This window comes from Streptacidiphilus sp. EB129 (genome assembly GCF_041262645.1).
Lineage (GTDB): Bacteria > Actinomycetota > Actinomycetes > Streptomycetales > Streptomycetaceae > Streptacidiphilus.
In genome coordinates this window covers 16,058-40,962 of sequence record NZ_JBGCCS010000024.1, presented here as the reverse complement: position 1 = coordinate 40,962, position 24,905 = coordinate 16,058, and the positions used below count along the sequence as shown (strand labels likewise).

General features: G+C 71.6%; 20 protein-coding genes and 2 riboswitches. Of the genes, 7 read left to right on the top strand and 13 right to left on the bottom strand.

Going from position 1 to position 24,905, the window contains the following annotated elements:
- Positions 1 to 6: 6 nt before the first annotated feature.
- On the bottom strand, positions 7 to 654 hold the full coding sequence (locus tag ABH925_RS25885) for a helix-turn-helix domain-containing protein (RefSeq protein ID WP_370151314.1): 648 nt from the start codon (positions 652 to 654) through the stop codon (positions 7 to 9).
- A gap of 118 nt (positions 655 to 772) precedes the next feature.
- Between ABH925_RS25885 and ABH925_RS25880 the strand changes: the two genes are divergently transcribed.
- Entirely contained in the window at positions 773 to 2,242 is a 1,470-nt protein-coding gene (locus ABH925_RS25880) for an aminopeptidase P family protein (protein WP_370151313.1), read from the top strand.
- Between the two features lie 343 nt (positions 2,243 to 2,585).
- Positions 2,586 to 4,157 carry a helix-turn-helix domain-containing protein gene (locus tag ABH925_RS25875; RefSeq protein ID WP_370151312.1) on the top strand — a complete coding sequence of 524 codons (1,572 nt, stop codon included), beginning with the start codon at positions 2,586 to 2,588 and terminating at the stop codon, positions 4,155 to 4,157.
- 36 nt (positions 4,158 to 4,193) lie between these two features.
- Here ABH925_RS25875 and ABH925_RS25870 read toward each other — a convergent pair whose 3' ends face one another.
- Positions 4,194 to 5,450: an ROK family protein gene (locus ABH925_RS25870; RefSeq protein WP_370151311.1), complete on the bottom strand. Its 1,257-nt coding sequence runs from the start codon at positions 5,448 to 5,450 to the stop codon at positions 4,194 to 4,196.
- Positions 5,451 to 5,693: 243 nt separating this feature from the next.
- Between ABH925_RS25870 and ABH925_RS25865 the strand changes: the two genes are divergently transcribed.
- The 3 genes from ABH925_RS25865 (at position 5,694) to ABH925_RS25855 (ending at position 11,371) form a co-directional block, all read left to right on the top strand.
- Entirely contained in the window at positions 5,694 to 7,580 is a 1,887-nt protein-coding gene (locus ABH925_RS25865; protein WP_370151309.1) for a ricin-type beta-trefoil lectin domain protein, read from the top strand.
- An 81-nt stretch (positions 7,581 to 7,661) separates the two neighbouring features.
- Positions 7,662 to 9,092 carry a ricin-type beta-trefoil lectin domain protein gene (locus tag ABH925_RS25860; RefSeq protein ID WP_370151308.1) on the top strand — a complete coding sequence of 477 codons (1,431 nt, stop codon included), beginning with the start codon at positions 7,662 to 7,664 and terminating at the stop codon, positions 9,090 to 9,092.
- A gap of 41 nt (positions 9,093 to 9,133) precedes the next feature.
- Entirely contained in the window at positions 9,134 to 11,371 is a 2,238-nt protein-coding gene (locus ABH925_RS25855; RefSeq protein ID WP_370151307.1) for an RICIN domain-containing protein, read from the top strand.
- Positions 11,372 to 11,491: 120 nt separating this feature from the next.
- On the opposite strand, the gene ABH925_RS25850 is transcribed toward ABH925_RS25855, so the two are convergent.
- The 4 genes from ABH925_RS25850 to ABH925_RS25835 form a co-directional block, all read right to left on the bottom strand.
- On the bottom strand, positions 11,492 to 11,731 hold the full coding sequence (locus tag ABH925_RS25850; RefSeq protein ID WP_370151306.1) for a hypothetical protein: 240 nt from the start codon (positions 11,729 to 11,731) through the stop codon (positions 11,492 to 11,494).
- Positions 11,732 to 11,832: 101 nt separating this feature from the next.
- A complete protein-coding gene (locus tag ABH925_RS25845; protein ID WP_370151305.1) occupies positions 11,833 to 12,273 on the bottom strand; it encodes an SRPBCC domain-containing protein in 441 nt (146 codons plus the stop codon).
- A gap of 89 nt (positions 12,274 to 12,362) precedes the next feature.
- The gene (locus ABH925_RS25840; RefSeq protein WP_370151304.1) at positions 12,363 to 12,701 is read right to left on the bottom strand and encodes an ArsR/SmtB family transcription factor; all 339 of its coding nucleotides are present in this window, start codon (positions 12,699 to 12,701) and stop codon (positions 12,363 to 12,365) included.
- The gene (locus ABH925_RS25835; RefSeq protein ID WP_370151303.1) at positions 12,698 to 13,162 is read right to left on the bottom strand and encodes an SRPBCC family protein; all 465 of its coding nucleotides are present in this window, start codon (positions 13,160 to 13,162) and stop codon (positions 12,698 to 12,700) included. The genes ABH925_RS25840 and ABH925_RS25835 overlap by 4 nt, the downstream gene beginning before the upstream one ends.
- Before the next feature lie 92 nt (positions 13,163 to 13,254).
- On the opposite strand from ABH925_RS25835, the gene ABH925_RS25830 reads away from it, so the two are divergent.
- On the top strand, positions 13,255 to 14,106 hold the full coding sequence (locus tag ABH925_RS25830; RefSeq protein ID WP_370151302.1) for a DUF72 domain-containing protein: 852 nt from the start codon (positions 13,255 to 13,257) through the stop codon (positions 14,104 to 14,106).
- A gap of 67 nt (positions 14,107 to 14,173) precedes the next feature.
- On the opposite strand, the gene ABH925_RS25825 is transcribed toward ABH925_RS25830, so the two are convergent.
- The gene (locus tag ABH925_RS25825; RefSeq protein WP_370151301.1) at positions 14,174 to 14,953 is read right to left on the bottom strand and encodes a (2Fe-2S)-binding protein; all 780 of its coding nucleotides are present in this window, start codon (positions 14,951 to 14,953) and stop codon (positions 14,174 to 14,176) included.
- A 189-nt stretch (positions 14,954 to 15,142) separates the two neighbouring features.
- A riboswitch (adenosylcobalamin (AdoCbl) riboswitch) is annotated at positions 15,143 to 15,289 on the top strand.
- A 137-nt stretch (positions 15,290 to 15,426) separates the two neighbouring features.
- Here ABH925_RS25825 and ABH925_RS25820 point away from each other — a divergent pair.
- Positions 15,427 to 16,485: a HoxN/HupN/NixA family nickel/cobalt transporter gene (locus ABH925_RS25820; RefSeq protein WP_370151300.1), complete on the top strand. Its 1,059-nt coding sequence runs from the start codon at positions 15,427 to 15,429 to the stop codon at positions 16,483 to 16,485.
- 85 nt (positions 16,486 to 16,570) lie between these two features.
- Here the strand turns inward: ABH925_RS25820 and ABH925_RS25815 are convergent, their stop codons facing one another.
- The 6 genes from ABH925_RS25815 to ABH925_RS25790 all read right to left on the bottom strand — a co-directional run bounded on the left by ABH925_RS25815 (position 16,571) and on the right by ABH925_RS25790 (position 24,889).
- The gene (locus tag ABH925_RS25815) at positions 16,571 to 17,368 is read right to left on the bottom strand and encodes an ABC transporter ATP-binding protein (RefSeq protein ID WP_370151299.1); all 798 of its coding nucleotides are present in this window, start codon (positions 17,366 to 17,368) and stop codon (positions 16,571 to 16,573) included.
- Complete coding sequence (locus ABH925_RS25810) at positions 17,365 to 18,387, bottom strand: FecCD family ABC transporter permease (protein ID WP_370151298.1); 1,023 nt, start codon at positions 18,385 to 18,387, stop codon at positions 17,365 to 17,367. The genes ABH925_RS25815 and ABH925_RS25810 overlap by 4 nt, the downstream gene beginning before the upstream one ends.
- A gap of 25 nt (positions 18,388 to 18,412) precedes the next feature.
- Positions 18,413 to 19,240, bottom strand: a complete 828-nt coding sequence (locus ABH925_RS25805) for an ABC transporter substrate-binding protein (protein WP_370151297.1) — start codon at positions 19,238 to 19,240, stop codon at positions 18,413 to 18,415.
- 286 nt (positions 19,241 to 19,526) lie between these two features.
- Positions 19,527 to 19,683: riboswitch (cobalamin riboswitch) on the bottom strand.
- Positions 19,684 to 19,781: 98 nt separating this feature from the next.
- Positions 19,782 to 20,768 (bottom strand): methylmalonyl Co-A mutase-associated GTPase MeaB, encoded by a 987-nt coding sequence (gene meaB / locus ABH925_RS25800; protein ID WP_370151296.1) that lies wholly within the window; start codon positions 20,766 to 20,768, stop codon positions 19,782 to 19,784.
- Positions 20,769 to 20,774: 6 nt separating this feature from the next.
- A complete protein-coding gene (gene scpA, locus ABH925_RS25795; RefSeq protein WP_370151402.1) occupies positions 20,775 to 22,997 on the bottom strand; it encodes a methylmalonyl-CoA mutase in 2,223 nt (740 codons plus the stop codon).
- Positions 22,997 to 24,889, bottom strand: a complete 1,893-nt coding sequence (locus ABH925_RS25790; protein ID WP_370151295.1) for a methylmalonyl-CoA mutase family protein — start codon at positions 24,887 to 24,889, stop codon at positions 22,997 to 22,999. The genes scpA and ABH925_RS25790 overlap by 1 nt, the downstream gene beginning before the upstream one ends.
- Between the last annotated feature and the right edge of the window lie 16 nt (positions 24,890 to 24,905).

The window sequence follows — 24,905 nt, the reverse complement described above, 5'->3', positions numbered from 1 at the left end:
CAACGGTCAGGACGGCGTGGCGTCCTGCGCCGGGGCGGCGGCCGGATGGCCGGGGAGGCGGGCGTCCGGGCCGGGGTCGGTGAGGTGCAGCCGGTGTTCCGCGCGGTGGTGGAGCAGCAGCACCGAGCGCACCGGGCCGTCGAGGGCGGTGTACGAGTGCGGCAGCGCCGCGTCGAAGCCCACGTAGTCGCCGGGCCCGAGCTCCACCTCGCGCCCGTTCACCCGCACGCCGAGCCATCCGGCCTGGACCACGGTGTGCTCGCTGCCGACGTGGCCGAGCGACTCCTGCGTACAACCGGCCCGCACCTGCTGGTCGTAGACCTCGAAGACGGAGTCGCCGGACTCGATCCGGCGCAGCGGACGCAGGTCGACACCCTCACCACTGATCACCTCGACGTCGTCGCCGCGGACCACGGTCACCCCGCCGGACGGCCTGCGGTCCACCAGGTCGGAGATCGGCACCTCCAGGACCCGCGAGAGGCTGAAGACCGTCTCGATGGTGGGATTGCCGGTGCCCGACTCCAACTGGGACAACGTCGCCTTGCCGATCTTCGACCGCCGGGACAGCTCCGAGATCGACAGCCCCCGCTCGGTCCTCACCCGCTTCAGATTGGCGGCCAGCACGTCCCGGACCGATCCCTCGGAGGCGCTCACGCTTTCCCCTTTCCTCCCGCCAGTGTTCGGTATACCGTACGGATTATGCCAGCGGTTGAGCTCATTGTGCAGATCGCTCCCCTCGGCAGCCCTGACCGATTCGAAGCAGGAGGCGGTTGTGTCCGAGCGGACATCCGAGAGCCAGACCACCGGAAGCACGCCCAAGGCGGCGCCGAAGGGGCGGAAGAACGGCCTGGACCGGGGGGTGAGCGCCGAACTCGCCGAGAACATGAAGCAGGGCTGGGGCGACACCGAGCGGCACGGGCTCGAACCCATCCCGCAGGCCGCGCACACCGCCCGGCGCCGGGGCGAGCTCTCCGCCCGCTTCCCCGGTGAGCTGCTGATCGTCCCGGCCGGCAATCCCAAGGTCCGCGCCAACGACACGGACTACCCCTTCCGGCCCTCCTCGGACTACGCCTACCTGACCGGCGACCAGTCCGAGGACGGCGTGCTGGTCCTGACGCCCGGAGCGGACGGCGGACACACGGCCACCGCGTACCTGCGCCCCCGCTCGGACCGCGAGAACGGCGAGTTCTGGCTCGACTTCCACGGCGAGCTGTGGGACGGCCGCCGCAACAGCCTCACCGAGAACGAGAAGCTGCTGGGCCTGCCCTGCAGGGATGTCCGCATGCTGGCCGACGCACTCCGGGAGGGCGCCGGCCCGATCCGGCTGCTGCGCGGCTACGACGCCGGCGTCGCGGCCGCCCTGCAGGACAAGGTGACCGCCGAGCGCGACGAGGAGTTCCGCGTCGCACTCTCCGAACTGCGCCTGGTCAAGGACGAGTTCGAGATCGCCGAGCTGCGCTTCGCCTGCGAGGCCACCGCCCGCGGCTTCGAGGACGTGGTCCGCGTCCTCGGCACGTCCGAGGCCACCCCCGAGCGCACCATCGAGGGCACGTTCTTCCTGCGTGCGCGGGTCGAGGGCAACGCCGTCGGCTACAGCACCATCTGTGCGGCGGGGCCGCACGCCACGATCATGCACTGGGTCCGCAACGACGGCGAGGCCCGCCCCGGTCAGCTGCTGCTGCTCGACGCCGGAGTGGAGACCCGCACCCTCTACACCGCGGACCTCACCCGCACCGTGCCCGTCGACGGCCGCTTCACCCCGCTCCAGCGCCGGATCTACGACGCGGTGTACGCCGCGCAGGAGGCCGGCATCGCCGCCGTCAAACCCGGCGCCGCGTACCGGGACTTCCACGACGCCGCCCAGCGCGTGCTCGCCGAGCACCTGGTCGCCTGGGGCCTGCTCGGTGACCGGTCGGTGGACACCGTCTTCGAGCTCGGCCTGCACCGCCGCTGGACCATGGCCGGCACCGGCCACATGCTCGGCATGGACGTCCACGACTGCGCCGTGGCCCGTACCGAGACGTATGTCGGCGGCACGCTCGAACCCGGCATGGTGCTCACCGTCGAGCCGGGCCTGTACTTCCAGGCCGAGGATCTGACGGTGCCCGAGGAGTACCGCGGCATCGGGGTGCGGATCGAGGACGACATCCTGGTCACCGAGAGCGGCACCGAGAACCTCTCGGCCGGCCTGCCCCGGCAGGCGGACGAGATCGAAGCCTGGATGGCCCGCCTGCGGGCCTGACACCGCTCCGGCACCCGCGTCGTCGCAGTCCACCCGGGGTGGCGCACGGTGGACGGCGACGAGCGCCGCCGCGCCCGTCGCCGTCCACCGGGACCCCTGAGGGTCTTCGCGCTCCCGCCCTCCCCCGTGGGGCGGGCACCAAAGAACCTACGCCTGCCGCAGGCGGCGTGAAGGAACACCTTGCACGGTGAAGCGCCTGCGCCGGTGCCGGACTGCACAGCGACCGTTGTGCGCATGCCAGGGCCCGGATAGTCTCCGCTCGAATCGATCCCGGCTGCTTCTCGGGAGTGCTGTACCTCGGGGAGGGCTGCGTCTCGGGGAGTGCTGCGTTTCGGGGAGGGACATGCGCGGTGATGACGCGCAGACGGACGCCGTGGCGGCGGACGGGCGGGCTCGGCGGGCCGAGGACGTGCTGGACATGCAGCGTGCCGCCCGCAGGGGCGGCACCACGCTGCTCCTACGCTGGCTGGGTGTCCGCACCGGGGCCCGGGTTCTGCTGGTGGACCCCTCGGGCACCGTGGCCTCCCCGCCCCGGCCCCCGCTGGGCGACACCGAACGTGGTCTCGTTCTGGGCGCCGTGCGTGAGATGACGGTGCGTCGGCTGCGGTCCGTGGCCATCGACCAGGAGGGGCTGAGCTGTCTCGTCCTTCCGCTCGACGGCCCGCAGGGCGTCCGCGCGCCCCTTCTCGCCGCCGTGGTGCCGCAGCCGGCGCCACCCGAGCTGCCGCTCCTCCTCGCGGATGCCACCTCCGTCCTGAGCCTGAGCTGGCAGGCGGAACACGCCCGACGTCTGGAGCGTCGGCTGCGGATCGCCGACGCCCGGGCCCGGGAGGCCGTGATGCACCTGCTGATGAACGGTCAGGCGACCGTCGCGCGCCAGGTCGCGGGGGCACTGCGCCCCCCGCTGCCGGAGGTGGTGCGGGTGTACGTCATCGAGGGGCCGCCCGCGGCACGCCGCACGGTGGCGGACGAGGTGGCGGAGGTGGCCGAGGGCGCGTGGATCGTGCCGTGTCCGGTCTACGCCGAGCACATGCTCGTCCTCGCGCCCGCCGACCACCCGGTGCACGAGGACAGCCCTCCGGTCTGGCCCTGGCCGCCCACTGTGGCGGACACCTGCTGGGTCGGCGCGAGCGACACCGTGCCGCTGCGGGACATCGCCACCGGCTACGCCCAGGCCTTCCACGCCCTCGCCGCCGCTCGCCACCGCATCGAACGGCAGTCCTCGTTCGCCGGCAACCCCGATCTGGCGCTCACCATCGGGCCGCCCGCGACGCTCTGGGCCCGGGCGTTCCTCGCGCCGCTGCGCGCCCACACCGCCAGGCGTGCGCAGGACCCGGACAGTACGGACCTCCTGGCCACCGCCGCGTCATGGCTCAGCTTCTCCTCCCGCGCGACGGCCCATCTCAAGATCCACCGCAACACCCTCGCCGCGCGGCTCACGTACATCCGGGAGTTGCTGGGTCTGGACCTGGACCGGCTCGCCGACCAGGCCGCGCTGGCTCTCGCGCTGCGCACGATCGCCACCGGCCTCGCGCCCCGTCCGGAGGACGGCCTCGCAGGGACCGGCGGGACCGTGCCCTCCCTCGACGAACTCCTGCTGCCGCCCCGGGTCGTCGCATGGGCAGAACGACAGTTCCGCGCGGTGCGTACACCCGACGTCCCGGCCTCCGTGCCGCAGACGCTCACCACCTGGCTGAGCCTGGACGCACAGATCAGCCCGACGGCCGCCGCACTGTCCCTCTCGACATCCGCCGTGCGCAAGCGTCTGACACGGAGCGAAGCCCTGCTCGAACGGTCCCTGCTGCGCTCCCCCAGCGCCGTCCACGACCTGTGGCTCGCACAACGGGCCCTCGAACTGGCTGAACGGAGCGCGGTGCCGGGTTCCCACTCCGGCGGACCGCCCACGGGCGCGTGATGTCCGCGCCGGAGCGAGGCGGGCCGGCAGCCCTGCCTACGGCGAGGGCGTGGTGCGGCCACCGTCGGCGAGCAGCCGGGCCACGGGGAGCGTCGCCGCGCCCAGGGCCACTGCCTCGGAGCCGAGTTCGCCCTGCTCGATCCGGGTCCGGCCGTGCAGGTACGGGAGAGTGTGCCGCCTGACGGTCTCGCGCACGGCGGGCAGCAGCACCGGGCCCAGGGTCGCGCCCGCCCAGCCCGACAGCACCACCCGGTCCGGGCCGAGCAGGTTGACCAGGTTGGCGATGCCGATGCCGAGATGACTCACCAGGCTGTCGAGGGCCTGCTCGACCGGTTGCGCCACAGCCTCCGTCCCGGGCGAGGAGTCGGGAGTGTGGCGCCGTCCCACCAGTTCGGCCAGCTGGTCCTCGGTCCCCTGCCCGGTGAAGGGTTCGCTGCCGGGGAGGTCCCGATAGCGGCGGAGGATCGCCTCGGCCCCGATGAAGGTCTCCAGGCAGCCGCGCGATCCGCACCGGCACGGGTGCCCGCCCACCTCGATGACGGTGTGGCCCCACTCGATGGTGATGCTCCTGGCCCGTCCGCCGGGCTGGGCGGGCATGGTGAGTGCGGCGCCCGCCCCGACGCCGAGCAGGACGGTCACCGCCCGTTCCGCGCCGCGCGCCGCACCACGCCAGGTCTCGGCCTGCCCCAGTGCCATCGCGCCGTTGTCGATGTGCAGCGGCGCGGCGATCCCCCGGCGCAGCATGTCGGCCAGCGGCACCGACGACCAGTCCAGCGTCGGCGCGTGCACCAGCGTCCGCTCCGGTGTGGCGGCGTCGGCCTGGACGGCGCCGGGGACGGCGACTCCGACGCCGAGGAGCTGGTCGGCGGCCGGCCCCGCCACTGCGGTGACCCGGGCGATCCCGGCGAGTACCGTCCGCGCCACCCGCCGCGGGTCCAGCCGGGTGGCGGTGACCGGATACACCTCCTCGGCGACCAGCCGCAGCGTCCAGTCGAAGAGCCCCACCCGGATCCGGGTCTCGGCGATGTCGACGCCGACCACATGCCCGAAGTCCGGCCGCACCCGCAGCAGGGCACGCGGACGGCCACCGGCCGAACTGACCGAGCCGGCCTCGGCGACCAGGCCGTCGCCGATCAGATCGGACACGACGTTGCTGACCGTCGCCGGGCTCAGTCCCGACGCGCGGGCCAGGTCGTTGCGGCCGGTGGACTCCCCGAGGTACAGGCGCGTGAGCAGGTCGGAGCGGTTGCGCCAGCGCAGGTCACGCGTCGTTTGTTGCGCCAGAGGAGTCACAGGCCGGATTCTGCCAGACCGTCACCCCCGATACGGGGGCCTCGTGCGCGGTCCTTCCGCCCCCTACCAGAATTGGTCCAGACCTTGACGCGGGCATGTGGCGCGAGTTCAATCTAGTTCAATCAAGTCTTGAACTAAGAAGTGAAAGAAGTGACTTCGGCGTTCAAGATCTGAACGCGCCCCCTGTGCAGCCCCGCGCCACTTCCCGCCCCCCCCCCCCCGGGATCCGAAAGCGGTACCCCCATGCCTGCTTCCCCCGTTCGCACCCGCCGGCTCGCCCGCCTGGCGTTCGGCACCGCCGCCGCAGTCCTCACCGCCACCGGCCTGCTCGCGACCACACCCGTCCCCGCGCACGCCAGTGGCGAACCGGTCTCCATCTGGCTCACCAGTACCAGCGACTCGGGCGGACGCACCGTCACCAGAGGTCTGCAGCAACAGACTCCGATTGCCTTCAGCGCCGGAACCGGCAGCGCCGGACAGGTCGTGAACGTCGACGAGAACACCCGCTACCAGCAGTTCACCGGAGCCGGCGCCTCCTTCACCGACACCGCCGCCTGGCTGATCAACAGCAGCGGCGCGCTCACCGCCGCCGCCCGCACCACCCTGATGAACAACCTCTTCAGCCCCACCACCGGCATCGGCCTGGACTTCCTGCGCAACCCCATGGGCGCCTCGGACCTGGCCCGCTCCAACTACACCTTCGACGACATGCCGGCCGGCCAGACCGACCCCACCCTGGCGAACTTCTCCATCGGCCACGACCTGGCCGACGTCCTGCCGTTGACCAGACAGGCGCAGCAGCTCAACCCGGCCCTCAAGGTGATGGCCACCCCGTGGACCGCGCCGCCGTGGATGAAGGACAGCGGGGCGTACAGCCAGGGCTGGCTGCAGTCGCAGTACTACGGCGCCTACGCGCAGTACTTCGTGAAGTACCTCCAGGCCTACCAGGCCCAGGGCGTGCCCATCGACTACGTGTCCGTCCAGAACGAGCCCACCTGCTGCTCCGGCTACCCCTCCATGCAGTGGAACGGTTCAGGACTCGACTACTTCACCGGCACCGACCTGCTGCCGGCCCTCCACGCCGCCGGGCTGAACACCAAGGTCCTGGCGCTGGACTGGAACCCGGACTCCTACGCCTCCTACGGCGCGCCGACCGTGGACGACGCCGCGGTCCGCAACGACCCGCTGTTCGGCGGCGTCGCCTGGCACGGCTACGAGGGCAGCGTCACCGAGCAGACCACCGTCCACGACCAGTACCCCACCGTGGACGCCTTCGACACCGAGCACTCCGGTGGCACCTGGATCGCGAACCAGCAGCAGGAGGACATGAACAACATCATCGACTACACCCGCAACTGGGGTAAGTCGGTGGTCAAGTGGTCCCTGGCGGTCGACCAGAACATGGGCCCGCACAACGGCGGTTGCGGCACCTGCACCGGACTGGTCACCGTGCACAACGGCGACAGCCGCAGCGGCCAGGTCGACTACACCGTCGAGTACTACGACATGGGCCAGCTCACCAAGTTCGTGAAGCCCGGCGCGTACCGGATCGACTCCACGGCCAACAGCAGCGTCCCCAACGTCGCCTGGCTGAACCCGGACGGCTCGAAGGCACTGGTCGCCTACAACGAGTCGGGCGCCACCCAGTCGTTGACCGTCAACTGGGGCGGCGAGCACTTCACGTACTCCCTCCCGGCGCAGACCAGCGCGACCTTCACCTGGAACACCGGCCAGGGCACCGGATCGCCGACCGGCCAGATCACCGGCTACGGCGGCAAGTGCGTGGACGTCGCCGGAGCCAACAGCGCCAACGGCACCGCCGTCCAGCTCTACGACTGCAACGGCACCGCCGCGCAGACCTGGACGGTCGCCTCCGACGGCACCCTGCAGGCCCTCGGCAAGTGCATGGACGTCACCGCCGCCGGCACCGCCAACGGCACCCAGGTCCAGCTCTACGACTGCAACGGCACCGGCGCACAACAGTGGCAGCACCAGAGCAACGGCACCCTGCTCAACCCCAACTCGGGGCGCTGCCTCGACGCCACCGGACCCAGCTCCGCCAACGGCACCCGGCTGCAGCTCTGGGACTGCACCGCAGCCGCCAACCAGCAGTGGAACCTGCCCAGTTGACCCACCCGGCCGCGCCCGCCGCTCCCCCACCCCTGCGCAACGATTCGTCCGACCCCCCACAGCTCCTCCTGGAGGACAGTCATGCCCCGACTCGGTTCCCGCACCCGGGCGTCGCTGACGGCAGCCGCCGTCCCGCTCGCCTCGACGGCCCTGCTGCTGGGCGGCAGTGCCACCGCCCACGCCGCCGCCAACCCCGGTCCCGGCTTCCCGGCCCACTACGCCGCGCCCTACGTCGAGACCTGGAACTCCCCCTCGGCGATGTCGGCCGCGCAGTCCGCCACCGGCCTGAAGTACTTCTCGCTGGCCTTCGTCATCAGCGACGGCAGCTGCAACGCCACCTTCAACGGCAACACCGACATCGCCGACGCCGGCTGGACCGGCGCCATCAACAGCCTGCGCGCCTCCGGCGGCGACGTGATCGCCTCCTTCGGCGGAGCCTCCGGCACCGAGCTGGCCCAGGCCTGTACCTCCGTCTCCTCGCTGCAGGCGCAGTACCAGCGGGTCATCGACACCCTCAACCTGACCAGGATCGACCTGGACGTCGAGGGCGCCCCGCTGGACGACACCGCCGCCAACGACCGCCGCAACCAGGCCCTGGCCAACCTCCAGCAGCAGTACGCCGCGAGCGGCAGGACCCTCGCCGTGGACTACACCCTGCCGGTCAACCCCACCGGCCTGGACCCCAACGCGCTGAGCCTGCTGAACAACGCCAAGAGCCACGGTCTGAACGTCAATCTGGTCAACATCATGACCATGGACTACGGCGCGTCCATGGACATGGGTCAGGCGGCCGTCAACGCCGCCAACGCCCTGCACACCCAGCTCGGCCAGATCTGGACCGGCGCGAGCTCCGCGCAGCTGTGGTCGATGGAGGGCAACACCCCGATGATCGGGGTCAACGACTCCACCAACGAGGTCTTCAGCACCGGCAACGCCGCCACGCTGGAGAACTTCGCAGCCGCCAACGGCATCCAGGAGCTGTCGTTCTGGGCCCTCGGCCGGGACCAGGCCTGCTCCAGCAACGGCACCCTGTCCGACAGTTGCAGCGGCACCTCGCAGAGCCCGTACCAGTTCTCCAGCACCTTCAACGCTCTGACCGGCGGAGGTACGGGCGGCGGCGGAGGCGCGCCGACCGGCCGGATCACCGGCTACGGCGGCAAGTGCGTGGACGTCGCCGGAGCCAACAGCGCCAACGGCACCGCCGTCCAGCTCTACGACTGCAACGGCACCAACGCGCAGAACTGGACCGTGGCCACCGACGGCAGCCTGCAGGCCCTGGGCAAGTGCATGGACGTCACCGCCGCGGGCACCGCCAACGGCACCCAGGTGCAGCTCTACGACTGCAACGGCACCGGTGCGCAGAAGTGGCAGCACCAGAGCAACGGCTCCCTGCTCAACCCCGAGTCGGGGCGCTGCCTCGACGCCACCGGACCCAGCTCCGCCAACGGCACCCGGCTGCAGCTCTGGGACTGCGCCGGTAGCGCCAACCAGCAGTGGAACCTGCCCACATGAGCACCGGCCAGGCCAGACGCACTGCGACGACGGAGGAACAGATGCACCCAGCACGACGCCTGCGGTGGCGGTACGCCACCCTCGCGGGAACAGCGGTAACAGCCCTGCTGGCGGGCGGGCTCACATTCGGCGTGTCCCCCTCGGCGACAGCAGCGGCCGTTCCGGCGGCGGCTGCGGCGGTCACCTCGGGCACCAGCTACACGGTGACCAACGCGAACAGCGGCAAGTGCGTCGACGCCAGGGCGGCCGGCACCGCCAACGGCACCGCCGTCCAGCAGTACAGCTGCAACGGCACCGGCGCGCAGCAGTGGACGTTCACGGCGACCAGCGGCGGATACTTCCAGGTCGGCAGCGCCCTCAGCGCCGCCCAGGTGTGGGACGTGACCAATGTGTCACCCGCCGACAGCGCCCCGATCCAGTTGTGGACCTACGGCGGCGGCAACAACCAGCAGTGGCAGCCGGTCGCCGAGTCCGGCGGCGGCTACCACTTCGTCAACCGCAATAGTGGCAAGTGTCTTGACACACCGTCGGCATCGACGGCGGACAGCGTGCAGCTGCAGCAGTACACCTGCAACGGCACCGCGGCACAGTCCTTCACCCTCACGCCCACCAGTGGGGGAGGCGGAGGCGGAGGGGGCACCCCCGATCTCGGCCCCAATGTGCTGACCTTCGATCCCTCGATGTCCTCCGCCTCGATCCAGAGCCAGATCGACAGCGTCTACAGCCAGCAGCAGAGCAACCAGTTCGGCGGGCAACGCTACGCCCTGCTGTTCAAGCCCGGCTCCTACAACGTCAACGTCCCGGTGGGTTACTACACCCAGGTGCTCGGCCTGGGCCAGAACCCGAACGACGTCACCATCAACGGCGGCGGGGTCAACGCCGACGCGCAGTGGAACGGCGGCAACGCCACCGAGAACTTCTGGCGCTCGGTCGAGAACCTCACCGACAACCCGTCCTCGGGTACCGTCAAGTGGGCGGTCTCGCAGGCCTCACCGATGCGCAGGGTGCACATCCCCGGTTCGATGGTGCTGGACGACAACGGCGGCTGGTCCAGCGGCGGGTTCCTCGCCGACTCCCAGGTCGACGGACAGGTCAACTCCGGCAGCCAGCAGCAGTGGCTGTCGCGCAACGACCAGTGGGGCAGCTGGACCGGGTCCAACTGGAACATGGTCTTCGTGGGCGACACCAACGCCCCCACGACCAGCTTCCCCAGCCCGCCGTACACCACCGTCGCGCAGACGCCGACGATCGCCGAGAAGCCCTACCTGTACGTCGACGCCTCCGGCAACTACCAGGTGTTCGTCCCGGCCGACCAGACCAACAGCCAGGGCACCACCTGGGCGAACGGCCAGACCCCCGGCACCTCGTTGCCGATCAGCCGGTTCTACGTCGCCAAGCCCGGCGACACCGCGGCGACCATCGACGCGGCACTGGCCTCCGGCCAGAACCTGCTGTTCACCCCCGGTGTCTACCACCTGACCGACACCGTCAGGATCACCCGCGCGGACACCGTGGTGCTGGGCCTGGGCCTGGCCACGTTGGAGGCCGACAACGGGGTGACCGCGATGTCCACCGCCGACGTGGGCGGCGTGCGCATCGGCGGGCTGCTCTTCGACGCCGGGACGACCAACTCCCCCGTCCTGCTCCAGGTCGGGCCGAGCGGCTCGGGCGCGGACCACTCCGCCGACCCGACCGTGCTGTCCGACGTCTTCGCCCGCATCGGCGGGGCCGCCGTCGGCAAGGCCACCGTCAGCGTCCAGGTGAACAGCAACAACGTGGTCGGCGACGACTTCTGGCTGTGGCGCGCGGACCACGGCAGCGGCGTCGGCTGGACCTCCAACACCGCCGCGAACGGCCTGGTGGTGAACGGCGCGAACGTCACCATGTACGGACTGGCGGCGGAGCACTACCAGAACAACGCGGTGCTCTGGAACGGCAACGGCGGACGCACCTACTTCCTCCAGAACGAACTCCCCTACGACCCGCCGGACCAGGCGAGCTGGATGGACGGCGGCACCAACGGCTACGCCGCCTACAAGGTCGCGCCCGGCGTGACCAGCCACGAGGCGTGGGGGCTGGGCGTCTACTGCTACTTCAACGTCAACAACTCGATCGTGGCCGACCACGCCATCGAGGTGCCCGACACCCCAGGGGTGAAGCTGCACGACATGGTCACGGTCTCGCTGGGCGGCGTGGGCACGATCAGCCACATCGTCAACGGCACCGGTGGGCCCTCCAACTCCGGCAACAGCGTCGCCGACCTGGTCAACTACCCGTAGCCGCCGGCCCTTGCGCAGCCGTCAGCACCGGGCAGGACCACACGCGGCCTCGGCGACACCACCACGGTGCCGCCGGGGCCGCGTGTCGTGGTGGCCGCCTGCCACGACGCGCGGGTCGGGTCAGCCCGGGGAGCCCTCGCTGTTCGCTTCGATGATCCGCTCCGCGTCGCCCTCGTAGGAGATGTGGTCCGGGCGCACCCGGTAGCGGTCGGCGAGGGCCGCCACGTCCTTGAGGATCGCCACGGACACGTCCGGGGCAACCGCGTGACCGGGATGATCACACACCTCCGCGGCAAGGCGACAGGGCGCGTCCGGCCCGGCCTCCCGCACCGTGATCGTGTTGCTGGAGTACTCGTTCATACCCCCAGCATCCGCCCGCCCGGTCCACCCGGCCATCCGTGCCGGCCGCGGCCCCACCGAGGCCGAACCGCGGCCGAACCGCTCGGTGACGATCAGAACCGTCAGTGCCAGTTGCTGATCTTGACGTCGTCCGGCGCGGGCTCGCCCCTGCCGGTTTCCAGCAGCCTCTTGAGGCTCATCAGGAAGGTCGCCCACTTGGTGCTGCAGTGGTACATGAACTCCACCGGCTCCTTCCAGCCCTCGTGCCGGAACAGCACGATCGTGAAGCCGTCCTCCTGCTTGAGCTCGAAGCGGACCTGCGTGCCGATCCACTCCTCGGGGCCGTCGACGACCTCCCAGAGCACGAGTTCGGCGGGCCGGGTCTCCAGGACCTTCATGTCGAAGCCGCCGGCCACGAAGCGGAACCGGAGCACTCCCCCGACAGCGCCGTCGCCGTCGGTGTCCTCGGTCCACCAGCTCGCCAGGCCCCCGACCGTGGTCAGGGCCCCGTAGACCTCGTCCGGAGACGACGTGACGCCGATCCTGTGCAGGATGTCCACCATTGCGACTACCTCCCTCTCGTGCACCCGCCCGCGTGCGGGCAGGGATCAACTGCGGCCGCCACGGATGTGGCGACGTTCGTTCGTGCGGGTCAGCCCTCCTGGCTGCGCTGGATTGCCTCGGCGATCCGCTGGATGCGACGCAGCCGGGCGTCCCAGGTGGCGCCGACCGACGACAGCTGCGCGACCGCGCGGGCGAGCTGGGCCTCGTCCACCTCGTAGCGGCGCTCGCGTCCGGACGGCGTGACGTGGACCAGTCCGACCCGGTCGAGTACGCCGAGGTGTTTGGCGACCCCCTGCCGCGTGACCGGCAGCTGCTCACTCAGCGTGGTGGCCGTGCCGCCGCCGTCGCTCAGCAACAGGTCGAGCATCCGCCGCCGGATGGGGTCCCCCACCGCCGACCAGAGCTCGTCGTCAATGGCGACGCTCATGGCGTCGACACCAGCCGCGCCACGTAGGTGACGAGGCGGGGCAGGAAGTAGTCCCAACCGTTGACGTGGTCGCGGTACTGCTCCTCAAGCACGGCCGCCTCCCAGCCCTGCTCCCGGAACCCCGTCTCGGTGAAACGCAGCAGCGTGCCCACCCCAGACGGGACCAGCTCGAAGGTCACCAGGAACGAGTTGTCCGGCGTCGCGGCCACATGCTCGTCGTACACCCACCGGAACGAGAACCGCCGGGGCGGATCGGCCTCCACCACCGTGATGGGTGAGACCTGCGCCTCCGGCGTGGACCTGTCGCCGAACGCGATGACTCCCGTGCCGCCGGGCACCGACGCGAACTCCGCCTCGTCCGGCCACCACTCCCGCAGATGTTCGGGTGTACTGATGACCTCGTAGACCACCTCGGGCGTGGCTGCGACCTGCATCTCCCGCTCGATGCTGCCGTACTCCATCTCACTCCTCCGCCATCTCGCAACCTTTGGTTGCACATAACTGTAGACCCCTCTCGCACCACACGCAACCATTGGTTGCTACGCTCGGGGACATGAAGCTGCACGTCGGATGTGCGATGTGGACGCACGCGTCCTGGCAAGGCCGCCTGCTGCCCCACCCGCTCGCGCCCCGGGAACGCCTGCGGGCCTACGCAAGCTGGTGCAACGCGGTCGAGGGCAACACGACCTTCTACGCGACGCCGTCCGCCGCCACCGTCAGCTCCTGGGCCGAGCAGACCGCACCGGACTTCCGGCTGCTCCTCAAGCTTCCCAAGCAGATCACCCACGAGCGGCGCCTGGCCGACGGCGACGGCCTGCTGCGCGCCTTCCTCGACGTGATCGAGCCGCTCGGCCCGCGCGTGCACGCCCTGTGGGTCCAGCTGCCCGCGTCCTTCGGCCCCTCGGACCTCGGCACGCTGGCCGCGTTCCTGCACCGGGCGCCGCGCGGGCTCCGCTGCACCGTCGAGGTCCGTCACCCCGCATTCTTCGAGGACCCGCGCTGGGAGCAGCGGTTGGAACGGGTTCTGGACGACGTCGGCGCCGAGTGGACGACCTTCGACACGACCGATCTGTTCGCCGCCCCGCCGACCAGCGCGGCGGGACGGGAGGCGTGGGAGAAGAAGCCCCGCCTGCCGCGCAGGTCCAGGGCGCTCACCGCGCATCCGGTCGTCCGCTACATCGGCCGGGACGACGCGCAGCCCACTGCGGAGGGCTGGCGCCACTGGACGCGCACGGTCGCCGACTGGCTGCACGAGGGCCGCTCCCCCACCGTGTTCATCCACACCCCAGACAACGAGGAGGCCCTCACTCTCGCCCGGCGCTTCCACGACGATGTCAGACAGCTCGTCCCCGCTCTCGAACCGCTGCCCGAGCCGCTGCCCACCGGCCCACCGACGCTCTTCTGACCGGCGGCGTCGTCGCGCGCGATGTCAGCCGAGCGGGCCGGGATCCGGGACGATCCGTGCGGTGCCGCTACCGCTGCAGGACGCAGTCGCCGCAGAGCTGTCCCTTGCGGTCGGGCGCGGCGCGGTAGATCAGGCAGCAACTGCGGCGGCGGAAGCCACCGTCGTCGAGGTGGTGACCGCTCCCGTCGAGGGTGGGGCAGGTCAGCAGCGCGTCGACCAGTTCCCGTGCGCGAGCCCCACGGTCCCGGCGAGCGGTGCCGAGCACCCGGGCCGCGCCCGCGAGGGCCGAGGCGGTGTTGCCGCGAGCGATGCGGCGGGAGACGCCAAAGCGCGCGACGGCTCCTTCGAGAGCGGCTGTCATGCCGTCGATGAGGACCGCTCCGAGTGCGTCCGCCACGTCCGTGTCCCTGGCCCGCGCCCCCGGGGCGGAGTGCGGCAGCGACAACGGCAACGGCAGGGACAACGGGAAGGCGCCGCCGAGCCGCGGCTGCCAGAACAGCTCCCGCAGCGTCAGGGCGGGCACGCGGTGGTCGAGCACAGCCGCGGCCAGCAGGGGCGAGGCCAACCTGGCCGCGAGTCCCAGCTGGGTCACCGATGCGGCAACCCTCAGTTCCACAGCCTCCGGCGCAAGCCCGCCCCCTGCGGCGAGGGAGGCCCGCACCCCGGCCACGCGGTCGTCCAGCACCCGCGGGTCGTCCAGAATCTCCTGCATGCTCCGCCAGGGATCGGTCGGCGGGTGCGCGGGATCGTACCGCTCCGTGCTGAAGAACGGCCCAAGGTCGGCCTTCTGTTCGACGCCCTGCGTGCCCCCGGGGCGCGGGGCGTCGAAGTGGGAGGGAGCGGCCATGACCGCGACGCTACCCCGCCGCACCCCGGCTCTCGTTCACGTGGCGAGGTACCCGTGGTTCGAGGGCTGGTGGGCCCGCCCATGAGGCGCAAGAGGCGTGTGATCACCGTCGCACGCTACTTCGACACCTTGTCAGATGCGCAGGCTTGTAGGCACCGTGCGGGTCCCCCTAGCCTGGGACGGCCCCGCCGATGGTCGGGGTGGTGCAGCCACAGCGAAGCCCGGTGAGAATCCGGCACTGTCCCGCAACGGTGAAGCCCCCTCAGGGGGACGAGTCCGGTCGCCTGTCGCCGCATCCACGGAAGCCCAGCCTCGCAGGAAGGCGGATCCTCCCATCCCGGCCCCCCGTGGTCCGGCCGGGCCCGCGGCACCTGCGAGCGTCCCGAGGAGGATGCTCAGTGTCAGCCCTGACCACCAGATTCCGTTCGATCGCCAATGCGCTGCATCCGGCCGAGTGGGGAAGACTGGGCCTGATGACCCTGGTCATCCTGGCCCTGAACGGCTTCGGCTGGGGCATCTTCATCTTCACCGTCATGCCCCACCACTTCCACTACAACGGGCTGGGCGTCGGGCTCGGCGTGGCGGTCACCGCCTGGACCCTGGGCGCGCGGCACGCCTTCGACGCGGACCACATCTCCGCCATCGACAACTCCACCCGCAAGCTGATGGCGGACGGCAAGCGCCCGCTGGCCAGCGGCTTCTTCTTCGCGCTGGGCCACTCCGCGGTGGTGGTCGCGGTCGGGGTGGGCATCACCTTCGCCGCCAAGGCCGTCTTCGGCGCTATGGTCGACCCCAACTCCACCTACGAGACCGTGGGCGGCATGCTCGGCACGCTCACCTCGGCCGGGTTCCTCTACCTGATCGCCGCCCTGAACCTGGTCGTGCTGATCGGCATCTTCAAGGTCTTCCGCAGCATGCGCCGCGGCACCTTCGACGAGGAGGAGCTGGAGCGCCAGCTCCAGGCCCGCGGGCTGATGTGGCGCTTCTTCGGCCGCTTCATGCGCTCCATCAACCACACCTGGCAGCTGTTCTTCGTCGGCATGGTCTTCGGCATCGGCTTCGACACCGCCACCGAGGTCGTCCTGCTGGCCGCCACCGCCTACGCCGCCACCTCCGGACTGCCCTTCTACGCCGTCCTCGCGCTGCCGCTGCTCTTCTCCGGCGGCATGATCCTGTTCGACACCCTCGACGGCTGCTTCATGAACTTCGCCTACGGCTGGGCCTTCGCCCGCCCCGTGCGCAAGGTCTACTACAACCTCGTGATCACCGGCCTGTCCATCGCCGCCGCCTTCCTCATCGGCACCGTCGAAGCCCTGGGCGTGATGACCAGCGAACTGCACCTGAGCGGACCCTTCTGGGACTTCATGGCCAACTTCAACATCAACCAGGCCGGCTTCGCCATCGCCATCCTCTTCGCCGCGACCTGGATCATCGCCTACGCCTTCTGGCGCTTCGGCAACGTCGAGGACCGCTGGCAGAAGGACCTCAGCAACGGCGCCGCACCCGCCCCCGCACCCGCTGTCACCGAGTAGCCCCTGATGGCATGCTGACGGACAGTCACGGATGACGGCCCGTGCCGCGGCCGGGCCCACCGCGCGGTACGGGCCCCGTCCCGCTCTAGCTCGCTCCGGCGTTGTGCTCCGGCCCGCGCAGCGGGGTGACCACGGGCCGGCCGCGATCGTCGGAAGTGACCTGCACGCGTGCGGAGTAGACCTGGGAGATCAGCGCTGCAGTGAGCACCTCCGGCGCCGCGCCGCTCGCGCCGACCCGCCCGGCGTCGAGCAGGACCAGCCGGTCGGCGTACTGGCCGGCGGTGGTCAGGTCGTGGAGTGTGGTGACGACGGTCAGGCCCTGGGCGTGCCGCAGTTCGTCGACCAGGTCCAGGACCTGCTGCTGGTGGCCGATGTCCAGGGCGGAGGTCGGCTCGTCGAGCAGCAGCAGCCGGGGTTCCTGTGCCAGCGCGCGGGCGAGCACGGCCCGCTGGCGCTCCCCGCCGGAGAGGGTGGCCAGCCTTCTGCCGCCGAAGCGCGCGACGTCCAGCCGGTCCGCGGCGCGGTCGGCGACGAGGCGGTCGTGGCGGCCGGGTCCGCCGAGGTAGCCGAGGTAGGGAGTGCGGCCGAGCAGCACGTACTCCGCGACGGTCATGTCGGCGGGCAGCACCGGGTTCTGCGGTACGAAGGCGACGAGTCGGGCGAGCTCACGGGCGCGCAGCGACCGCGTGTCGACACCCTCGAGGGCGACCGTGCCCCGGTGCGGCAGCAGGCCGGCGACGGCGCGCAGCAGCGTGGACTTCCCGGCGCCGTTGGGTCCGATCACCGCGAGCCAGCCGCCCGACTCCACGGCGCAGGAGACGTCGAGCACCACGGGTGTGCCGTCCAGGTCCACTCCGACCCGGTCGAGGGCCAGGGCGCTCATGTGCGCACCGACCGGGTGGTGCGCAGGATCAGGACGAACACCGGGCAGCCGATCAGGGCGGTGACCACGCCGATCGGCAGCTCGCCGGGGGCCAGCACGGTGCGTGCCAGGGTGTCGGCCAGGACCAGGAATCCGGCTCCGAAGAGCATGGCCAGCGGCAGCACCACGCGGTAGGAGGATCCGGCCAGCCGCCGTACCGCGTGCGGCACGATGATGCCAACAAAGCCGATCAGGCCGCTGACGGCGACGGCGGTGGCCGCGGCCAGCGCGCAGGCGGCCACGACCAGGAGCCGGACCCGGCCGGGGCTCATGCCGAGGGTGCGGGCCTCCTCGTCGCCGACCGAGAGCACGTCCAGGTGTCGGCCGTGGACCAGCACGATCAGCGTGCTGACCCCCGCGTAGGGGAGGATCTCGACGACCTGGTGCCAGTCCGCGGTGGCCAGTGACCCGAGCAGCCAGGAGTAGACCTGCTGGATGTCCTGGGTTGAGCGCTGGAGCACCAGGGTCTGAATCGCGGTCAGGAACATTCCGGTGGCCAGGCCGGCCAGCAGCAGCGTCGCCGTGCCGGGCCCGCCGGCCGCGCCCGCCGCGTAGGCGACCGCCACTCCGGCGAGGGAGCCGACGAAGGCTGCAACCGGCACCGCCTCCGGCCCGATGCCGCCCAGGTAGACGATCGCGACCGTCGCGCCCAGGCCCGCGCCGGCCGAGGCGCCGAGCAGTCCGGAGTCCACCAGGGGGTTGCGGAACACCCCCTGGTAGCCCGCGCCCGCGAGCGAGAGCAGGCCGCCCACCAGCGCGCCGAGCACGATGCGGGGCATGCGGATCTGGAACAGCACCGCGCGGTCCAACGGCCCCAGGCCCGCATGCAGGTCGATGAAGGGAAGCCGGTCCAGCAGTGCGGCGACCGTGGCCCAGGGATTGAGGTCCGCCGCCCCGACCAGCGCGCTGACCAGCACCGCGGCGGCCAGGAAGGCCACCGCGGTGCCGTAGGCGCGGACGGTGCGGCGGGACGCGCTCATGCGGCCGGGTCCGCCTGGCCGGGCCTCACGAGGTGGGTGCCTTCTGCAGTGCCTGCGCGATCTGTGCGACCAGCTGCGGCAGACGCGGTCCCCAGCGGGAGGCGATGTCGTCGTTCAGGCCCACGATCTGACCGGTCTTCACCGCCGGGATGCCGGACCAGCCGGGACGCGCGGCCACGACGGACGGGGACTGCCCGCCGTCCGCGGCGCTGTTGTCCGCGAGGAGGAGCAACTGCGGCTTCGCGGTGACGATGTACTCCTGGGACAGCTCGGGGTACCCGCCGTCCGAGGCCTTGTCCGCGGCGTCGGCGATGTTCTTGAGACCGAAGAGGGAGACGACCTGCCCGATGAAGGTCGTGGAGGTGGCCGAGTAGTACGGGTTCGCACTCACCTCCCAGAAGTAGCTCAGGCCCTTGTGCCCGGTGCCGGCCAGCTTCACGTCGGCGGCGATCTCGGACTTCATGGTCGCCACGGTCGACTGGGCCTGCGAGCTGTGGCCGGTTGCCGTGCCCAGCTGCTCGATCTGCTGGTAGGCGTCGTTCAGCTGCGCGGCGGCGGGCTCGATCAGCACCGGCACGCCCACCTTGGTGAGCCCCGCCACCAGGCCGCCGGAGTCGGCCGAGGCGACGACCAGGTCGGGCGAGTACTTGATGATCGCCTCGAGGTTCGGCGTCAGGCCGCTGAGGCTGGTGACCGGGACGCCGGAGGGGTAGTTCGAGGAGGAGTCGACCGCGACGACCTGCTTGCCCGCGCCCACCGCGTAGAGGTCCTCGGTGGCGGTCGGGGAGAGCGAGACGATGCGCTTGGGCTCGGTCTTCACGGTGACCTGGCCGTTGGCCGCGGCGACCGTCACCGGGAACGACGCCGTGGCGGGGGAGGAAGCGGAGGCCGAGGAGCTGCCGGCGGTCGAGCCGCTGGAACCACTGGAGCCGTTGGAACCACAGCCTGCGAGGACGGCTGCGACCGCCAGGGCCGTGGTTACCGCTGTCAGGCTCCGGACCGCTGGTCCTCGCCGGTCGTGCCGTTGCCGAGCGCGCATGGTGGCCGCTTTCTCCGTCAGGGAGGAAGGCAGGTGATCGCGCCGGCCTGTGGGCATGCGGGTGCACGCGCGGACCGGGACGGATCAGCCTTCCCACGAGGTTGATGTCGTCTGCGCGGGGAGTCGACCTGGCTGGGATCCCCGTGGGGACCGTCACAGTTGCGGGACAGCGTCGGAATGACCCGCCGTGCGGGCGTCACCGACTTCGCTCCTGACGCGCTGCCGGTATCCGCACGCCCCATGGCGCTCGAATCCGGCCGTCGCAGGCTAGCACGCCCTGACCAGCGCACCCGGCCCGCCCTGCCGCCCGCCCCCGCCGCCCGCCGCCCGCCGCCCGCCGCCCGCCGGAACGGTGTCAGGGCCCGGTGCGGTCGAAAGCCTCCAGAATGCGTTCCGCCGCAAGGGAAGCCATCATTTCCCCGCTGCGGACCCGGTCTTCGACTTCGGCGGCGAGTCCGCGCACGGCGGCGTGGGTGTGCAGCCGGTTCAGGAGTTCGTCGCGGACCATGGCCCAGGCCCAGTCGACCTGCTGGTCGCGGCGCTTGGCGGCGAGTCGGCCGCCGGCGTCCAGCAGGGCGCGATGCTGTTCGAGCCGGTCCCAGACGGTGTCGAGTCCGGCGGAGTCGCGGGCGCTGCAGCTGAGGACGGGCGGGGTCCAGGCCGCGTCGACGGGGTGCATCAGCCGCAGGGCGCCCGCGAGTTCGCGGGCCGCGCTGCGGGCGTCGCGCTCGTGCGGGCCGTCCGCCTTGTTGACGGCGATGACGTCGGCCAGTTCCAGGACGCCCTTCTTGATGCCCTGGAGCTGGTCGCCGGTGCGGGCGAGGGTGAGCAGCAGGAAGGAGTCGACCATGTCGGCGACGGCGGTCTCCGACTGGCCGACACCGACGGTCTCCACCAGCACCACGTCGTAGCCCGCGGCCTCCATCACCACCATGGACTCGCGGGTGGCCCTGGTGACCCCGCCCAGCGTCCCGGCACTGGGCGAGGGCCGGATGAAGGCGGCGGGGTCGACGGACAGGCGTTCCATCCGGGTCTTGTCGCCGAGGATGGAGCCGCCGGTGCGGGTGGACGAGGGGTCGACGGCGAGCACCGCGACCCGGTGGCCCAGGCCGGTGAGCATGGTGCCGAAGGCGTCGATGAAGGTGGACTTCCCCACACCCGGCACCCCGCTGATGCCGATCCGCCGAGCCCGGCCGGAGTGCGGCAGCAACCCGGTCAGCAGCCGCTGGGCCAGGGCCCGGTGGTCGGCGCGGGTGGACTCGACCAGCGTGATGGCCCGGGCCACGTACGCCCGCTTCCCGTCCAGCACGCCCTTGGCGTAGGCGTCGAGATCGATGCGCATCCGCGGCTACAGCTCGGCGTGGCCCAGTGCGGCACCGAGCCGGCGGACCAGGTCGTGGGCCGCGTCCGGGATCACCGTGCCGGGCGGGAAGACCGCCGCCGCACCGGCCTCGTGCAGCGCCGGGATGTCCTGCGGCGGGATGACCCCGCCGACGACGATCATGATGTCCTCCCGGCCCTCGGCGGCCAGTTCCTCGCGCAGCGCGGGCACCAGGGTGAGGTGTCCGGCAGCCAGCGAGGAGACGCCGACGATGTGCACATCCGCCTCGACCGCCTGCCGGGCCACCTCGGCCGGGGTCTGGAACAGCGGGCCGACGTCCACGTCGAAGCCGAGGTCAGCGAAGGCGGTGGCGATCACCTTCTGGCCGCGGTCGTGCCCGTCCTGGCCCATCTTGGCGACCAGGATGCGCGGGCGGCGTCCCTCCGCCTCCTCGAACGCGTCGACCAGGGCGCGGGTCCGGGTCACGGAGCCGGACTCCCCTGCCTCGTTGCGGTACACGCCGGAGATGGTACGGATCTGGCCCGCGTGCCGCCCGTAGACCTTCTCCAGGGCGTCGGAGATCTCGCCGACGGTCGCCTTGGCGCGGGCCGCGTTGACCGCCAGCGCCAGCAGGTTGCCGTCCAGGCCGGAGCCGGAGTTGGAGTTGGAGTTGGAGCCGCGTTCGGCGGCGGCGGTCAGCGCCCGCAGCGAGTCCTGGCAGGCCGCCTCGTCGCGCTCCTCGCGCAGCCGCCGCAGCTTGGCGATCTGCTGGGCGCGGACCGAGGAGTTGTCGACCTGGCGCACGTCGATCTGCTCGTCGGTCTCGACCCGGTACTTGTTGACGCCGATCACCGGCTGCCGGCCCGAGTCGATCCGGGCCTGGGTACGGGCCGCGGCCTCCTCCACCCGCAGCTTGGGGATACCGGCGTCGATGGCCTGCGCCATGCCGCCGGCCGCCTCCACCTCCTGGATGTGCTGCCAGGCGCGCCGGGCCAGGTCGTAGGTGAGCCGCTCGACGTAGGCGCTGCCGCCCCAGGGGTCGATCACCCGGCAGGTCCCCGACTCCTGCTGGAGCAGCAGCTGGGTGTTGCGGGCGATCCGCGCGGAGAAGTCGGTGGGCAGCGCCAGCGCCTCGTCCAGGGCGTTGGTGTGCAGTGACTGGGTGTGGCCCTGGGTGGCGGCCATGGCCTCGACGCAGGTGCGGGTGACGTTGTTGAAGACGTCCTGTGCGGTCAGCGACCAGCCGGAGGTCTGCGAATGGGTGCGCAGCGACAGCGACTTGGCGTTCTTCGGCTCGAACTCCCGGACCAGCTTGGCCCACAGCAGCCGGGCCGCCCGCATCTTGGCGATCTCCATGAAGAAGTTCATCCCGATCGCCCAGAAGAACGAGAGGCGGGGCGCGAACGTGTCCACGTCCAGGCCCACGGCCTGCCCGGCCCGCAGGTACTCCACGCCGTCGGCGAGGGTGTACGCCAGCTCCAGGTCGGCGGTGGCTCCGGCCTCCTGGATGTGGTAGCCGGAGATGGAGATGGAGTTGTAGCGCGGCATCTTCTGCGAGGTGTACGCGAAGATGTCGGAGATGATCCGCATCGAGGGCTTCGGCGGATAGATGTAGGTGTTGCGGACCATGAACTCCTTGAGGATGTCGTTCTGGATGGTCCCGGCCAGCTTCTCGGGCGGCACCCCCTGCTCCTCGGCCGCCACGATGTAGAGGGCGAGGACGGGCAGCACGGCGCCGTTCATGGTCATCGACACCGTCATCCGGTCCAGCGGGATGCCGTCGAACAGCTGGCGCATGTCGTAGATGGAGTCGATGGCGACGCCGGCCATCCCGACGTCACCGGTGACCCGCGGGTGGTCGCTGTCGTAGCCGCGGTGGGTGGGCAGGTCGAAGGCGACCGACAGGCCCTTCTGCCCGGCCGCGAGGTTGCGGCGGTAGAAGGCGTTGGACTCCTCGGCGGTGGAGAACCCGGCGTACTGGCGGATCGTCCACGGCTGGTTGACGTACATCGTCGGGTAGGGCCCGCGCAGGTACGGCGCGACACCCGGGTAGGTGCCGAGGAAGTCCAGCTCGCCCAGGTCCTGGCCGGTGTAGAGCGGCTTGACGGAGATGCCCTCGGGGGTCTCCCAGAGCAGGTCGCCGCCGCTGCTCCCGGTCGCCTCCTTCACCGCCGCGCTCCACTGCTCCGCGGCGGTCCCGGCCGGGGCACCCGTGCCCAGGTCGACCTGCGAGAAGTCGGGAATCTGCATCACGCCGGGGCTCCGATGAGGTCGAGGACGGAGGAGAGGACTGCGGGTGCGTCGCAGCCGGCGAAGACATGGGCGTCGACGCCTTCGTGCCGGCCGGGCCGTCCCGCGAGGAACACCCGTGCCGCGCCTGCGGACTTCAGCGCCGCGGCGACGGACTCGGCCTGTTCCTCGTACAGCGCGTCGCTGGAGCAGAGGCAGGCGATCTCGGCACCGCTGCGGGCGAACGCCTCGGCCACGGCGTCCGCGTCCACCGACACCGGGTCGTACTGCTGGTCGTCCACGGGTTCGACGCCTCCGGCCTGGAACAGGTTCGCTGCGAACGCCGCCCGCGCGGTGTGCGCCGCCGCCGGGCCCAGCACGGCGAGGAAGACCCTGGGCCGGGTGCCGGTGGCCGCCAGCCGGGCGTCGGAACGGGCGCGCAGCGCCTCGTACGCCTCGTCGCGACGCACCTGCGGCAGGCCCTGGGCGTTGCCCGAAGTCCGGCGCAACGGCCGGCCGGGGTGCTCCGGGACCGGCTCCCGCACGACCGGCTTCTCGGCGAGGTTCGGGAACTCGCTGACGCCGGTGATCGGCTCGCTGCGGCGGGCGAGTTTCGTTCCGCGCTCCGCCCAGGTGGCCGCGATCCGGTCACCGACCAGCCCGGAGCGCAGGGCCGCCCGCTGGCCGCCCGCGCGCTCCAGCTCCTGGAAGAACGACCATGCGGCGTGCGCGAGTTCGTCGGTCAGCCGCTCCACGTACCAGGAGCCGCCGGCCGGGTCCGCGACCCGGCCCAGATGCGACTCCTCCAGCAGGATGGACGAGGTGTTCCGCGCGATCCGACGGGCGAACGCGTCCGGCAGCCCCAGCTCGTGATCGAAGGGCAGCACGGTCACCGCGTCGGCCCCGCCCACCCCGGCGGCCAGGCAGGCGATCGTGGTGCGCAGCATGTTCACGTACGGGTCGCGGCGCGTCATCATCACCGGCGAGGTCACCGCGTGCTGCACCTGCGCCCCCGCACCCGTGGCACCGGCTCCGCACACGTCGACCACCCGGGACCAGAGGCGCCGCGCCGCCCGCAGCTTCGCCACGGTCAGGAACTGGTCCGCGGTGGCCGCGTAGCGGAACTCCAGCTGCCGGCAGGCCGCGTCCACCGGCAGCCCGGCCTCCGTCAGCAGGCGCAGATAGGCGACGCCGGTGGCCAGCGAGCAACCGAGTTCCTCGGCCGCCGACGCACCGGCCTCGTGGTAGGGCAGCGCGTCCACGGTCAGCGCGCGCACCCCCGGATAGTCCCGCGCACAGCGCCGGGCCAGTTCCACGGCCTCCTCCGGTGCCACCGGGTCGCCGGTCCTGGCCTCGTACCCCAGCGGGTCGGCGCCGAGGTTCCCGCGAGCGGCGTCGCGCGGGACGCCTCGCTCCTCGTAGAGCCGCAGCAGTTCCCGCGCGGCCGCGCCGGTCTCGGCGCCCGCGTCCAGGACGACCGGCGCCAGATCGAGGTAGACCCCGTCCAGGGCCCGGGCCAGCCCGGCGACCGGCAACCCCGGTCCGCCCACCGCCAGCCACAGGGACGTGACGCCGTTCTCCAGATCGGAGAGCACCGCCGCGTTGGCGTGTTCGGGATCGGGCCGCTCATGCCGCTGACGAACATCCCAGCCGGCGGCGGCAGGCCTGCCGCCCCGGACATACGGCGGGAATCCGGGGTACCCGGCGGCGGGTGCGGTGTCCCGGGCGGTGTACAGCGGAGCGACGACGAGGCCGTCCTCCAGCGCCGTCGCCAACACCTGCTCTGCGGCTGCGCCGGACACGTCCTTGCCCGACTTGCGCAGCACCCCCTCCACAAGGCTCTGCCATTGCGTGTGGGTGGCATCCGGGAATTCGGCAGCGAGCGAGAGCCCGTCGTCAGGCAGGACCGTCATAGCTGGATGCTAGAGC

Excerpts from the sequence above, each read along its gene's own strand:
- ABH925_RS25815 (WP_370151299.1), bottom strand. The coding sequence starts at position 17,368 with ATGAGCGCCCTGGCCCTCGACCGGGTCGGAGTGGACCTGGACGGCACA.
- ABH925_RS25865 (WP_370151309.1), top strand. The coding sequence starts at position 5,694 with ATGCCTGCTTCCCCCGTTCGCACCCGCCGGCTCGCCCGCCTGGCGTTC.
- ABH925_RS25875 (WP_370151312.1), top strand. The coding sequence starts at position 2,586 with ATGCGCGGTGATGACGCGCAGACGGACGCCGTGGCGGCGGACGGGCGG.
- ABH925_RS25850 (WP_370151306.1), bottom strand. The coding sequence starts at position 11,731 with ATGAACGAGTACTCCAGCAACACGATCACGGTGCGGGAGGCCGGGCCG.
- ABH925_RS25810 (WP_370151298.1), bottom strand. The coding sequence starts at position 18,387 with ATGAGCGCGTCCCGCCGCACCGTCCGCGCCTACGGCACCGCGGTGGCC.
- scpA (WP_370151402.1), bottom strand. The coding sequence starts at position 22,997 with ATGCAGATTCCCGACTTCTCGCAGGTCGACCTGGGCACGGGTGCCCCG.
- ABH925_RS25830 (WP_370151302.1), top strand. The coding sequence starts at position 13,255 with ATGAAGCTGCACGTCGGATGTGCGATGTGGACGCACGCGTCCTGGCAA.
- ABH925_RS25855 (WP_370151307.1), top strand. The coding sequence starts at position 9,134 with ATGCACCCAGCACGACGCCTGCGGTGGCGGTACGCCACCCTCGCGGGA.
- ABH925_RS25845 (WP_370151305.1), bottom strand. The coding sequence starts at position 12,273 with ATGGTGGACATCCTGCACAGGATCGGCGTCACGTCGTCTCCGGACGAG.
- ABH925_RS25840 (WP_370151304.1), bottom strand. The coding sequence starts at position 12,701 with ATGAGCGTCGCCATTGACGACGAGCTCTGGTCGGCGGTGGGGGACCCC.
- ABH925_RS25820 (WP_370151300.1), top strand. The coding sequence starts at position 15,427 with ATGACCCTGGTCATCCTGGCCCTGAACGGCTTCGGCTGGGGCATCTTC.
- ABH925_RS25860 (WP_370151308.1), top strand. The coding sequence starts at position 7,662 with ATGCCCCGACTCGGTTCCCGCACCCGGGCGTCGCTGACGGCAGCCGCC.
- ABH925_RS25835 (WP_370151303.1), bottom strand. The coding sequence starts at position 13,162 with ATGGAGTACGGCAGCATCGAGCGGGAGATGCAGGTCGCAGCCACGCCC.
- ABH925_RS25825 (WP_370151301.1), bottom strand. The coding sequence starts at position 14,953 with ATGGCCGCTCCCTCCCACTTCGACGCCCCGCGCCCCGGGGGCACGCAG.
- ABH925_RS25790 (WP_370151295.1), bottom strand. The coding sequence starts at position 24,889 with ATGACGGTCCTGCCTGACGACGGGCTCTCGCTCGCTGCCGAATTCCCG.
- meaB (WP_370151296.1), bottom strand. The coding sequence starts at position 20,768 with ATGCGCATCGATCTCGACGCCTACGCCAAGGGCGTGCTGGACGGGAAG.